The sequence below is a fragment of the Parasphingorhabdus sp. NYA22 genome (genome assembly GCF_976973735.1).
The window spans coordinates 1967793-1981424 of sequence record NZ_OZ333477.1 but is presented as its reverse complement, the minus strand read 5'-3'; the positions used below and the strand labels follow the sequence as shown (position 1 = coordinate 1981424).

Here is a 13632-nt window from a genome sequence, read left to right as displayed (position 1 = left end):
CATGCAAGCATCGCTGTCACGCGGTAAAAGCATTGCGTATTTTTAATCGTCTGATTAAACCCCTGTCATGAGCGATGAAACATTCCGGGAAAGACTGGCAATATACTGCACCAAAACCTTTGGCGCAGGCGGTGAACTTGGCGACGTGCAGCGGCTCTCGGGCGGCGCAAGTATGGAAAGCTGGGCCTTTTCATTTGGCGGAGAAGATTATGTTCTGCGCCGCCTGCCCGGCGGAATTTCTTCGGATGACGACGGCTTGCGCGCCATCCCCCTCGCTACCCAGGCGGATATCATCGAACTTGCCTGCAGCGCCGGAGTGACCGCTCCACAGGTTCGTGGGCGACTGGAGCCTGGTGATGGACTCGGCGAAGGCTTCATCATGATCAAGGCAGAGGGAGAAACCCTGCCGCATAAAATACTCGGCAATCCCGAATTTGCGGTAGCCGAAGCACAGTTGACGGAGCAATGCGCGCGCGAACTGGCGGCGATCCACAAGATTCCGCAGGATTCCCTGCCCGCCACTCTGGAATATTTCTCTCCTGCAAAACTGATCGAGGTTCAGAAAAACACATATCACGAGATCGGCGGCCAAATTCCGATTTACGAATATGCCTTCCACTGGCTCGAGCAAAATGCGCCTGACGCCAGTGACAAATATCTGGTCCACGGCGACTTCCGGATGGGAAATCTGATGATCGACCATCAGGGGCTTTCCGCAGTGCTCGACTGGGAACTGGTCCGGCTGGGCGATCCGGTGCAGGATCTTGCCTATCTGTGCACGCCAAGCTGGCGATTCGGCCATTATGAGAAGGAAGCCGGCGGCTTTGATAGCGCGGAATCTTTCCTGCAGGCCTATGCGGACGCCAGCGGTGCAGAGGTCGATCCGGACCGCTTCCGCTTCTGGCTGATCTATTCCACGCTCTGGTGGGGTGTCGCCTGCATGGTGATGGGGCAGATCTGGCGCAGCCATGGTGACCGCTCGCTGGAACGCACCGTGATCGGCCGCCGTGTGTCCGAAGTGGAAATCGATCTGGCCCTGCTGTTCGAGGAAATTCTGCCCGATAGCATAGCCACGCCGCTCGACTGGTCGGCTCCCGAACCGGAAAGCGCGACCGGCGAGACCGGCTATGGCGAACTGCTGACGGCGCTGGACGAATGGAATGCAGAGCAGGTGCTGCCCGGCCTGAAAGGACATGACAAATTCCAGTCCCGCGTCGCCGGCAATGCGCTCGGTATCGCGCGGCGACGGGCCGAATGGGGGCCGGGGTTCCGCGATGCCGCCAACGCGAGGCTCGCCGCTATCGGTTATGATCATCGACAGCTTTGCGCCGGCCTTTCACAAGGTGACATCGCGATCACCAATTCGGCTGTCTGGGACCATCTGCGGCTATCTGCGCTGGAACGACTGTCCATCGATCAACCCAAATATGCCGGCCTGAAGGTCGCGCTCAACAAATGGAGTCCATCATGACCAATTTTGAAATTCCGCAGGAAATTGAAGATTATCTGGACGTGCTGGACGCCTTTATCGAGGCCGAGATCAAACCGGTCGAGCAGCGCGATGACAATATCCGTTTCTTCGATCATCGACGCGAAGATGCGAGAACCAACTGGGAAAATCAGGGGCTACCGACCGAGGAATGGGAAGCGCTGCTGGTCGAGATGCGGCAGATCGCCGATGCCGCCGGCCATTATCGCTATGCCTTGCCGAAGGAATTCGGGGGCCAGGACGGGACCAATCTCGGCATGGCGCGGATTCGGGAGCATCTGGCGCACAAGGGGCTTGGCCTGCATAACGACCTGCAGAACGAGAATTCGATCGTCGGCAATCTTGTCCAACCACTGATGCTCCGCGACTTTGGCACCGAGCAGCAAAAGCGCGACTATATTCCCGAGATGCTGGCCGGCAAGATGGGCTGGTGTTTCGGGCTGACCGAAGAAGATCACGGTTCGGATGCAACATGGATGGACACGACCGCCGTCCGTGAAACCCGCGACGGCGTCGAAGGCTGGCTGATCAACGGAAACAAGATGTGGACCACCGGCCTGCACAAGGCTTCACACGTGATGACCTTTGCCCGGCACAGCGGCAAGGATGGCGACGCCAAGGGTATCGGCTGTTTCATTGTGCCGGTTGATGCCGAAGGGTTCAAAGTCGGCGAATATATGTGGACATTCAATATGCCCACGGATCACCCGAAATGCTCCTACACCAACGTCTGGATTCCCGCTGATGCGGTGCTTGGCGATCTCGACATGGGTCTCGCCTGCGCACAGCATTTTGTCCATGAGAATAGAATAAGACAAGCTGCTTCTTCGCTCGGTGCCGCGCAATATTGCATCGATGAATCGGTGAAATATGCCGGTGAACGTAAACCGTTCGGCAAGCCCTTGTCGGTCAATCAGGGCATCCAGTTTCCGCTGGTCGAACTGCACACAGAGGCCGCGATGTTACGCCAGCTGATCTACGCGACAGCGGCCAAGATGGACACCATGCCGAAACCCGATGTCGCCAAATATCTCTCCGCCCACGTCAGCATGTGCAACTATCGCGCGAACCGTCTGTGCTGTGACGCCGCCGACCGCGCGATGCAGGTCCATGGCGGCATGGGCTATTCCCGCCACAAACCGTTCGAACATATCTACCGGCATCACCGCCGTTACCGGATCACCGAAGGCGCGGAAGAAATCCAGATGCGAAAGATCGGCGGCGATATGTTTGGATTTTTGAACAGGAAGAAATAGCTGCTCACGCAGACATGATATCCCTGCCCGCTGTGAAGCAGGACGTTGATGCTCGGGCAGGATCGGATCCCGCCCCTGACCCACGCTAAAGACGAGTACTTGCGCCAAAAAACGACCAAAATACGTATAGATGAAATATTGAATCATTTATACTATTGACAGCTCCCTTAAATGAGCCAATCCGGTCAATATTGACAACATGTCAAGCTGGGGAGATTGTCGTGAAGAAAATACTGTTTTTAGGCGCCATGTTGACACTCTCCGCTTGTGGCGGAAGCGGAGGAGGCGTTGCATCCACGCCTACTCCCACCCCGACACCAACACCCACACCGGAGCCCACCTATACCAAATTTGCCGACCTGACCGGAGACCAGCTTTTCCAGACGGCTTCCGTAACGATGCCGATTGTATCGAGTGGAGAAGGTGCGATAAATTCTCCCTCCCAAGCTTTTGGCAGTGGCTATACAATCGACTTTGACGCGACCAACAACAGCTATACCGTTTCGGGCTTGCTGAATGTCGCGACGGGTGCGCCAGTGACGCATAGCCAGACCTTTGTGCAAAGCGAAATAACGCGAAATGATGCCGATGCGCTGATCTACAGCAAGCCATCTGCCGGCCAGCCCAATGTCTTCATCATCAGCGTTCCCAAGGTGAACAGCGTTCCTCTTACTTACACCCGGATCAGCGCATGGAATACGGGTACAACTTCGACGCCGAACGTCTTCGCATTTGCGATGCTGGGCGTTTCCACCAAGACCGGCGATGTTCCCACCACCGGCAGTGCTACCTATAAAACCGGGGTTGGCGGTGTCGCGTCCACGGCTTCTGCTGCCGCTGCACCGGTTTTCTATGACTTGTCCCATTCCACCGCAACATTGTCGGCAGATTTTGCCACTGGTGCGATTGCGACCGATCTGATGCTGACCGGAGTCTTGTTCAACCCGTTGACCGGCGGCCCGACCGCAGGACAGCCTGACGTTGCGCTGGGCATATTCAACGGCACGGGTCTGTTGAACGCAGGAGCAAATACATTTGGTGGTTCCTTCTCCCCGGCTAGCGGCTCTGTTTCCCTGGGCTCCAGCAATTTCTTCGGAGCCTTTTTCGGGCCGCAGGCGCTGGAGTTCGGCTATGTATATGATCTCCGGACGGTCAACGGCGCCTTTGGTGATCTGGCCGCGTCGGGATATGTTTACGGCATCAAGCAATAAATGAGCAGGGCGGTACTAATATTTTCGCGGGGGCAATCTCGGTACCACCGCTGCAGCTCCACAAACAGCGCCGAAGGAACAGAGAGCCGCTAAATAACGGAGATCCAGTTTTGATGGCGATTTTACTGCCGACGGCATTTTCACAAACGGGGCGTTTTCCGGTTCATTCTTCGGCCCTGCCGCATCGGAATTCGGCTATGTTTTCATACTCAACGGCAACGGGGACGTTGATGGCACCGTGGAGAATTTCTCGATATATGGCGCCGTTGCCGGTGCCAAAGGACCGTGAGTTCACTTTCCCTTTTACCAATAAATTATAGCTCGGAACATAGAACTTGCCCTATTATTCACCGGTCAGGCTATTTGCAATCACCTGCGCAACTGTCCCCATTGTCGCATTGGCTCCGGCACATGCACAGGAACAACAGCTGTCGTCGATCGATATGTCGGTTTCTCAACTCTTCGCTTTCGCCGATGAAGCGCGCGACCGTGGTGACTATCCGACAGCCGAAACCGCCTATCGCGCCCTTGCCTCCAATCCGGATCTCGAATTGCGCACCGAAGCGCGCTTTCGCCTCGCGCTGTTGTTCGCAGGGCAGAATCGCAACACCGATGCCGCCGTTCTGCTGCGCCAGATACTCGACGAGAAACCCGATGCCGCCCGGGTCCGTCTGGAACTGGCACGCATCCTGGCGCTGATGGGCGACATGTCGGGCGCGGCCCGGGAGTTGCGTCAGGCGCAGGCTGCCGGTTTGCCGCCCGAAGTCGCCCGGCTGGTCAGCATTTACACCAGTGCTTTGCGCTCACGGAAGCCTTTCGGCCTGTCAGTCGAGATCGCCCTCGCCCCGGACAGCAATATCAACCGCGCGACACAGTCAACGACACTCGACACGATCATCGCGCAATTCGATCTGTCGGAAGACGCGCAGGCGCAGTCGGGAATTGGTTTGTCGTTAAAGGGTCAAGCCTATTTTCGCACCGGGATCGACAAGCGGTCCAATCTGCTCGTCCGGATCTCGGGCGATGGTGATCTCTACAAGAAAAGCCAGTTCAACGACATTTCGCTCGGCATACAGGCAGGCCCGGAAATGCGATCGGGGAAAGACCGGATCAGCCCGAGTGTGGGTTACAGCTATCGCTGGTACGGCAATGATCCTTATGCGGACACAGTCAACGTCGCAGTCAACGTTCAACATCCGATGGGAAACAAGGCGCAGGCGACGTTCAACGGCTCCATCGGTCACAGCAATAACCGCCGCAATAATCTGCAAGATGGCGAAATCTATGCAGCGTCACTATCGTACGAACGGGCGATATCGGCTAAATTCGGCGCGGGACTGTCGATCAACGCGGTGCGCCAGGACCTGCTCGACCCCGGCTATGCAACCGCATCGGGTTCGGTCAACATATTCGCTTATCGGGAACTGGGCAAAACCACGGTCGTCGGCTCACTGGGTTACAGCCATCTGGAGGCCGACAAGCGGCTGTTCCTGTTCCCGCGCAGACGGATCGACGACCGCTACAATATTTCGCTCAGCAGCACATTCCGGCAATTCACTTTCAAGGGCTTTGCCCCCCTGCTCCGCCTTTCCTACGAGCGAAACAAGTCCACCGTCGGCATCTATGACTTCGACCGCGTTGCCACCGAGATAGGTATCACGCGGGCATTCTGACGGAATTTTCGCGGAAGAAAGCGGATCCCGAACCCTCGCTCGAAAATTCCCGCTTATTTTGGTTTGATCTGGGTAGCTTTCCAGTCTGCGACGGTGCTGAACGCGGGGACCGAAAGCGAATCCTTGTCGATTTTCGACGTCGGAACATATCCCGCGGGCATATTGGGGACTTCCAGACCGGCTTCGGCGATCAGATAGGGCGATACGCGTCGGCTGGTGCACAGTCCGCCATTGCCGTCACTGACCAGTCGCGTTTCAAATTCAATCCCCTGCTGATTGCCGCTCGACCGGCTGACCGTCGCTACCGCAAGCTGGCCATCGCCAAAGTCGATCACGAATTTTGTACCGACCGGTACATTGTACAATCCATCAACCAGAGCGCCGGTGACCGACAGGTTGCGAATGACGATGGAATAGACATGATTTTCATGGATCATCCGCACCTTGCGGTACATCGACAGACGGTCGTTGCGATGATGCCGCGGACCTGAAGGTTCAATCCTCCAGCTTCCGCCCTCCAGATTCTCGATCAACGTCGCTTGGCTCACCGCCTTGCTGCAGATATGACCCTGGACATGACTGACGTTCAGCTTGCTTATCAGCTCGAATTCGTCGAGCGTTTCGATGCCCTCGGCCGTTGTGTCCAATCCGAGCGCTTCCGCCAGCGCGACAATAGCCGAAATGATCGCGCCATTGCGCGATCCCGGCTCGGTGGCGCCGCGAACGAAATTCTGATCGATCTTGATTTTGTCGAACGGGGCTGTCTGCAAATAGCTCAGGGAGGAATAGCCGGTTCCGAAATCATCCAGAACCAGACGCACTTGCCTGTTTTTGAGAGCCTCGAACATGGCAGTGGTTTCATTGGTTTCGGCTAGAAACACGCCTTCCGTGATCTCCAGCTCAAGCCTTTCGGCAGCCAGGCCTGATGCGCCAAGCGCTGCATCGACAATCGCGGGAAAGCGGTCATTGGCGAACTGGCTGGCCGAAACATTCACTGCCACCCTGGCTTTTCCAGGCCATTTGGCGGCATCTTCACAGGCCCTGTGTATGGCCCATTCCCCCAGTTGCCAGATAAGATTGGCATCTTCGGCAATGGGAATGAACAGAGTCGGAGAAATCAGCCCCCGTTCCCCATGGTTCCATCGCATTAACGCTTCGAAGCCCTCGACGATATTGGTCTTGGTGTTGACGATCGGCTGATAGACGAGCTCGAGTTCGTTCTTTGCTATTGCGTCGCGCAAATCTTCTTCCAGCACGCGCCGGTCTTCGGCGGATTGCTTCAGGTCTTTGGAATAGAAGCGGAAGCGTCCGCGACCATTGCCCTTCGCCTCATAGAGCGCCAGATCAGCGCTTTTCACGATATCATCGCTCGACAGTCCGTCAAACGGGGCAACAGAGACACCGACTGATGCCCCGATGATACACCGGTGACCGTCGACCGAATAAGGCTGGGAAAGGCTGTCAATGATCTTGCTGGCGAGATCCCCGAGAGTTCCCCGGTCATCACAGTCCGGCAACATGATCTGGAATTCATCACCACCCAGGCGGCAAACTTCGCCGCTTTGACCGACGATCTTGAGAAGCCGTTCTGCCACCTGTTTGAGTAATGCGTCACCCGCAGGATGACCCAATGTGTCATTGATCTGCTTGAACCGGTCGAGGTCGACCAACATCACGGCACAAGTCCGCTTCTGTTGCCTGTAGGCCGCGAGTGTGGCCTCCAGTTTCTTCGACATACTGGCCCGGTTAGGAAGCCCGGTGAGAGAATCAAACATCGCCAGTCGCGAAGTATCGTCGGATGCTTTGCGTTGCGCGGTTACGTCGCTGCCGCTGCCGCGGAAGCCCAGAAAGTCGCCTGACTTGTCAAAATGGGGCCTGCCCGAAATCGACAACCAGCGCTCCCCGGCCGTGTTACCAGCCTGTACTTGCAAGGCGTTAAATTGCATTTTCTTGGTGAAAATGAATGGCAGGGACCTGGAGCCGGCATCATTGTCCACCGGCTTCAGAAACAGCGAAACAATCGGCTTACCAAGCAGTTCGAGCGAAGTGCTGCCAAGCACCTCGGCGACAGATTCCGTAATATAGGTGAGATTTCCCGATGCATCCGTCGACCAAAACCAGCCTTGCTGACTTTCCTCGAAATTTTGCAGCAGAAGAAGAGCATCGGACGCTTTGAGATTGCATGTTTCAACCGGTGTCTGTGCGCCGATCCGGGAGCCGATTTTGCCAAGAAAGCCCCGAGAACCGGAGCGAGCAGCTGGCATAGCCTGGTTTTCATTACCGATGGATGTATCGACTTCCATTCGTGATTTCTTCTCGCTTAACTATTTCATCCATAGATATAGGCCCGAGGTGTTGCATATTGGTAAACACTTGTATGTGCCGAAGCAGCATTCCAGGTTGCAAGTGCGGCTGACTTGGGATCGGGCCCACCATCTAGGCTCGTATATACCGGAATATCATGCTCTCGTTCTCTGCCGTAGAACAATGGTCGAACCGAGAAGCACGATGGTGGGAATTGTAAGGGATCAGGCAGAGCGTCCCGACCGCAATTCCGTCGCCAACCAACAGCAGCGCAGCTGCCTGGCATCGGATATTCGATGACCAGCGGACCGGCACAAAACCACACTTGCTTTCCCCCGCCAATTCCGCCATAGGCGCCGCTTCCGCTCGGTTTGGCCTGTCCAGATCACCGGAAAAAGAAGAAAGCCGGAGGGGCGTTCGCATGGTGCGGCGTCAGCGATCGGCGGTAAATGAAGGAATGATTGCATGCCAATGTATGAGCATGTCTTCCTTGCGCGACAGGATCTGAGCCAGTCTCAGGTTGATGCTCTTGCGCAGGAAGCCACCAAAATTGTTGAATCGAATGAAGGCAAGGTCGTTCTGACCGAAACCTGGGGCTTGCGTACGCTCGCCTACAAGATCCAGAAGAACCGCAAGGCACATTATGTCATGCTGCGTCTCGATGCACCGGGCAGCGTTGTCCTGGAACTCGAACGCCAGACCCGGATCAACGAAGATGTCATCCGTTTCCTGACCATCCGCGTCGACGAGCATGAAGAAGGCCCGTCCGTGATGATGCGTAAACCCGAACGTGATCGCGAACGCAAACCGCGCCGCGACGACAATTAAGCCAGAGAAGGAGTTAAAACATGGGACGTCCATTTTTCCGTCGCCGCAAAAGCTGCCCCTTTTCCGGCAAGAACGCAAAGCCCATCGACTATAAAGACGTAAAGACGCTGCAGGGATTCATTTCCGAACGCGGCAAGATCGTACCAAGTCGTATCACCGCAGTTTCCGCCAAGAAGCAGCGCGAGCTTTCCAAAGCTATCAAACGCGCACGCCATCTCGGCCTGCTGCCATATCTCGTGAAGTAGGAGCGAAACAATGGATATTATTTTGCTTGAACGCGTAGAGAAACTGGGAAGCATTGGCGACATCGTCACCGTTAAAAACGGCTATGCTCGCAATTTCCTGCTGCCCAACAAGAAGGCGCTCCGCGCCAACGCGGCTAACAAGAAGATCTTCGAAGCCAATCGCCAGCAGATCGAAGCGGACAATGAAACGAAGCGCACGGAAGCCGAAGCGGCATCCGGTAGCATCGATGGCAAGCAGGTCGTATTGATCCGTGCATCGTCCGCCAGCGGCCAGCTTTATGGTTCCGTGTCGGTACGTGACATTGTCGAAGCGCTGAACGCTGACGGCAAGGGCACCGTGGTCGAAAAAAGCATGGTCATTCTGGAAAAGCCGATCAAGACACTCGGCGTTTTCGATGTTCGCGTTCGCCTCCACCCGGAAGTCAACGTCAACATTCAGGCCAATGTCGCCCGTTCGGATGACGAAGCTGATCTTCAGAAGGACGGCGTCGACGTGATCGCACAGATGTTTGAAGATGATCAGGCTGAACTGGCCGCTGCTGCGCTTTCGCCTGAAAGCGAAGATGACGGTGAAGAAGCTGTCGCAGCCGATGCAGATGCAGAAGCCGCTCCGGAAGCCACAGAAACAGCAGAACAGGACGATTCCGAAACCAAGGAATAGTCTCTTCTGACTTTAATATAGAAAGCCCGGGTCCGGACCATCGCAAGATGGCTACCAGACCCGGGCTTTTTCTTTGCCGACTGGTTTGAGCAGCGATTCGCACGCCCTTTGATAAGATTGCCGGACGTGCAGACCTATTCAAGCAATTCAGCTCGCTGCAACGGCCCTTGATCCAGTCATTGTGATTTATGTGGTCAGCAGAAGCTGACAGCAGGCCTCGAGATCAAGCCTGAGCTCAATAGCCCATCAGGCTCATGACTTCCTCACGGCTACGCGCATCCTCGAGGAAACAGCCGAGCAAACGGCTGGTGGTCATCGAGACGCCCGGCGTACGCACACCGCGCGCGGTCATGCAACTGTGGCTTGCTTCGATCACGACGGCGACTCCGTCAGGCTTCAGATTTTCCCAGATACATTCGGCTACTTCCGCGGTCAGTCTTTCCTGCACTTGCAACCGCCGCGCGAATCCATGGAGTACACGCGCCAGCTTGGAGATACCGACGACCTTGTCGGTCGGCATATAGGCGATGCTCGCCTTGCCGATGATCGGTGCCATATGATGTTCGCAATGGGAATGGAACGGGATGTCCTTGAGCAACACCAGCTCGTCATAGCCGCCGACTTCCTCGAAGGTCCGCGCCAAGTGCATGGCGGGGTTCTCGGCATAGCCTTCGCAATATTCCTTCCAGGCCCGCGCCACACGCTTCGGCGTGTCAATCAGGCCTTCGCGTTCCGGGTCTTCGCCGGACCAGCGCAACAGCGTCCGCACCGCTTCCTGAACCTCGTCGGGTACCGGAATTTTCTGGGCTTCGCGCTCCGCAAGAGCGTCGATAATGGATTGGGAATAATCGGCCAAGACAGGTCCTTCAGTTCATCGGATTTGTTGCCGATAAACTAGGCCAGCATCGGGCCCCGCGCAAGTGCACCTTGGGGCATGATCCGATAAAATAAGGAAAGGTGGTGCGCCCAGAGAGATTCGAACTCCCGACCCCTTGATTCGTAGTCAAGTACTCTATCCAGCTGAGCTATGGGCGCTAACCAGACGGTGCAGATAGGGGGTGAACTCCCCGCTGGCAACCCATAATTTGCGTTGCCGGCCCTACAATCAAAACAATCTTGCCTCGTTCGCGCTCACCGCCGGATACGGAGGCCTGAATGAGGCAGAATTGTCTTGCCGCCTGCCCTCCGCATCCCGTGCGGAGTGCATGATTCTATTTGTTCTGCAGCGCCGCCTGTGCCGCTGCCAGACGTGCAATCGGCACGCGATAAGGCGATGCACTGACATAATCGAGGCCGGTTTTCTCGCAGAAGGCGATCGAAGCCGGATCACCGCCATGTTCGCCGCAAATGCCAAGCTTGATGCCGGGTCGCGCTGCCCTGCCCCGTTCGGCCGCGATTTCGATCAATTGGCCGACACCCTCGATATCGAGGCTGACAAACGGATCGCGCGGGAAGATTCCCTTGTCGACATATTGGGTCAGGAACCGGCCTGCATCATCACGGGAGACGCCCAAGGTGGTCTGGGTAAGGTCGTTGGTGCCAAAGCTGAAAAACTCGCCATGTTCGGCAATCGCGCCCGCCATCAAGGCTGCGCGCGGCAATTCGATCATCGTACCGACGAGATATTCAATCTCGCGACCTTTTTCGGCAAAGACTTCCTTCGCCATGCGGTTGACCACATCCTTCATCAGTTCCAGTTCGCGCGCAGTCGCGACGAGCGGGATCATGACTTCAGGAATCGGGGCTTCGCCGCTGGCTTCTGCCACTTCACAGGCCGCTTCGAATATCGCCCGTGCCTGCATTTCGTAGATTTCGGGATAAGTGACGCCAAGACGGCAGCCACGGTGGCCGAGCATCGGGTTGAATTCGTGCAACTCATTGGCCCGCTGCTTCAGCGTTTCGACGCCGACATCGGCGGCTTTTGCGACTTCCTCGAACTCCGACTGCTGATGCGGCAGGAATTCGTGCAGCGGCGGATCGAGCAGACGGATTGTCACCGGAAGGCCGACCATCACTTCAAATATCTGGCGGAAATCATCGCGCTGTTCAGGCAGCAATTTCGCCAGAGCCACGCGCCGGCCCTTTTCGTCGGGTGCAAGGATCATCTGCCGAACCGCGGTAATACGGTTTGCGTCAAAGAACATATGTTCGGTGCGGCACAGGCCGATGCCCTCGGCACCGAAATCGCGCGCCACCTGGCAATCCAACGGGGTTTCCGCATTGGTGCGGACGCCAAGACGGCGGACCTTGTCGGCCCAGACCATCAGGACGCCGAAATCGCCGACCAGTTCCGGCTGGATCGTATCGACACGGCCGGCCATGACCTGACCGTTGCTGCCGTCAATGGTCAGCATATCGCCTTCTTTAAGCTCGCGGTCGCCAACCTTCATGACCTTGGTTTCATTGTTGATCGAAACCGTACCGGCACCTGAAACACAAGGTCTTCCCATGCCTCTGGCAACGACAGCGGCATGTGACGTCATGCCGCCACGCGCGGTCAATATGCCCTTGGCCGCGTGCATGCCGTGAATATCTTCCGGCGAAGTTTCGGTCCGCACCAGGATGACGTCATCGCCCATTTCCGTGCGCCGTTCGGCGGTGTCGCTGTCGAACACGATCAGGCCGCTGGCAGCACCGGGAGAAGCCGGCAAGCCGGTGGTCAGCACATCACGTTTGGCTTCGGGATCGAGCGTCGGGTGGAGCAACTGGTCGAGCGCCATCGGATCGACGCGCATCACCGCTTCTTCCTCGGTGATCAGGCCGTCATGGGCCATGTCGACCGCGATTTTCAGTGCCGCCTTGGCGGTGCGCTTGCCCGAGCGGGTTTGCAGCATCCACAATTTGCCGCGCTCGACGGTGAATTCGATATCCTGCATGTCGCGATAATGGCGTTCGAGCAGGTCGAATACGTCGGTCAGTTCCTTGTAGGTCTCCGGCATCGCCTCTTCCATCGACAGCGGCTTGGCATTGGCCAGTTCGCGCGCGGCCCTGGAGAGATATTGCGGGGTGCGGATGCCGGCGACGACATCCTCGCCCTGTGCGTTGATCAGCCATTCGCCATAATAAGCGCTCTCGCCGGTAGCCGGATTGCGGGTGAAGGCAACGCCGGTCGCGCTGGTTTCGCCCATATTGCCGAATACCATCGCCTGGACGTTGACCGCTGTGCCCCATTCGCCGGGAATATCGTTAAGACGGCGGTAGACTTTTGCCCGGTCCGCCTGCCAGCTGCCGAATACGGCGCTGACCGCGCCCCATAGCTGGTCATTGACGTCCTGCGGAAAAGGCTTGCCCCAGAGTTTCTCGACCAGGCCCTTATATTCCGCGACCAGGACTTTCCAATGCTTCGACTCCATCTCGGTATCGGTGAAGAAGCCATTGTCTTCCTTGATAATTTCCAACGCTTCTTCAAATGCATCATGGTCGAGTTCGAGCACGACATCGGAATACATCTGGATGAAGCGGCGGTAGCTGTCCCAGGCGAACCGTTCGTCACCGGAGGTCTTGGCCAGACCTTCGACGGTGTCGTCGTTCAGACCAAGATTGAGTACGGTGTCCATCATGCCGGGCATCGAGGCGCGGGCGCCGGAGCGCACGGATACCAGCAACGGATCGGCGGCATTACCAAATTTCTTGCCGGTCACCGATTCGATATGGGCGACGCCCTGCGCGACTTCATCGCGGACGCTGTCGGGATATTGGCCGCCTTCGGCATAATAGCGCGTACACATTTCAGTGGAGATCGTGAAACCGGGAGGAACCGGCAGGCCGATATTGGCCATTTCGGCGAGATTGGCGCCCTTGCCACCGAGCAGGTTGCGGGCCTCTGTGGAATCACCTGGTGCGCCATCTGCGTCCATGCCGCCACCGAAACGATATACATATTGGGTCATTCTTGCTTTCAACTCCATATGTTAGCCCCTTCTCTTCAGAGAAAAGGTCGGGGTGATGCCGTGCCGTAAAAATCC

At 56.8% G+C, this 13632-nt stretch carries 10 protein-coding genes and 1 tRNA gene; 7 read left to right on the top strand and 4 right to left on the bottom strand.

Features of this window, described 5'->3' with window-relative positions:
• Positions 1-67: 67 nt before the first annotated feature.
• The 4 genes from ACWFTY_RS09505 to ACWFTY_RS09490 all read left to right on the top strand — a co-directional run bounded on the left by ACWFTY_RS09505 (position 68) and on the right by ACWFTY_RS09490 (position 5629).
• Positions 68-1471 (top strand): phosphotransferase family protein, encoded by a 1404-nt coding sequence (locus tag ACWFTY_RS09505; protein WP_447523990.1) that lies wholly within the window; start codon positions 68-70, stop codon positions 1469-1471.
• Positions 1468-2745 (top strand): acyl-CoA dehydrogenase family protein, encoded by a 1278-nt coding sequence (locus ACWFTY_RS09500; protein ID WP_447523989.1) that lies wholly within the window; start codon positions 1468-1470, stop codon positions 2743-2745. Before ACWFTY_RS09505 ends, ACWFTY_RS09500 begins: the two co-directional genes overlap by 4 nt.
• A gap of 221 nt (positions 2746-2966) precedes the next feature.
• A complete protein-coding gene (locus tag ACWFTY_RS09495) occupies positions 2967-3956 on the top strand; it encodes a hypothetical protein (RefSeq protein WP_447523988.1) in 990 nt (329 codons plus the stop codon).
• Between the two features lie 335 nt (positions 3957-4291).
• On the top strand, positions 4292-5629 hold the full coding sequence (locus ACWFTY_RS09490; RefSeq protein WP_447523987.1) for a surface lipoprotein assembly modifier: 1338 nt from the start codon (positions 4292-4294) through the stop codon (positions 5627-5629).
• A gap of 53 nt (positions 5630-5682) precedes the next feature.
• On the opposite strand, the gene ACWFTY_RS09485 is transcribed toward ACWFTY_RS09490, so the two are convergent.
• A complete protein-coding gene (locus ACWFTY_RS09485) occupies positions 5683-7932 on the bottom strand; it encodes an EAL domain-containing protein (protein WP_447523986.1) in 2250 nt (749 codons plus the stop codon).
• A 466-nt stretch (positions 7933-8398) separates the two neighbouring features.
• Here ACWFTY_RS09485 and rpsF point away from each other — a divergent pair, with 466 nt between their 5' ends.
• The 3 genes from rpsF to rplI are packed head-to-tail and all read left to right on the top strand — an operon-like array spanning position 8399 to position 9667.
• Complete coding sequence (rpsF, locus tag ACWFTY_RS09480) at positions 8399-8761, top strand: 30S ribosomal protein S6 (protein ID WP_067199293.1); 363 nt, start codon at positions 8399-8401, stop codon at positions 8759-8761.
• Between the two features lie 20 nt (positions 8762-8781).
• On the top strand, positions 8782-9006 hold the full coding sequence (gene rpsR, locus ACWFTY_RS09475) for a 30S ribosomal protein S18 (protein ID WP_089132498.1): 225 nt from the start codon (positions 8782-8784) through the stop codon (positions 9004-9006).
• Positions 9007-9016: 10 nt separating this feature from the next.
• Positions 9017-9667, top strand: coding sequence for a 50S ribosomal protein L9 (rplI, locus tag ACWFTY_RS09470; RefSeq protein WP_447523985.1), 651 nt, complete (start codon positions 9017-9019; stop codon positions 9665-9667).
• Between the two features lie 235 nt (positions 9668-9902).
• Here rplI and folE read toward each other — a convergent pair whose 3' ends face one another.
• From folE to ppdK, 3 genes are all read right to left on the bottom strand, one after another.
• Positions 9903-10523 carry a GTP cyclohydrolase I FolE gene (gene folE / locus ACWFTY_RS09465; protein WP_447523984.1) on the bottom strand — a complete coding sequence of 207 codons (621 nt, stop codon included), beginning with the start codon at positions 10521-10523 and terminating at the stop codon, positions 9903-9905.
• Positions 10524-10625: 102 nt separating this feature from the next.
• Positions 10626-10702, bottom strand: a tRNA-Arg gene (locus ACWFTY_RS09460).
• Positions 10703-10878: 176 nt separating this feature from the next.
• Positions 10879-13557 (bottom strand): pyruvate, phosphate dikinase, encoded by a 2679-nt coding sequence (gene ppdK / locus ACWFTY_RS09455; protein WP_447523983.1) that lies wholly within the window; start codon positions 13555-13557, stop codon positions 10879-10881.
• Positions 13558-13632: the final 75 nt, after the last annotated feature.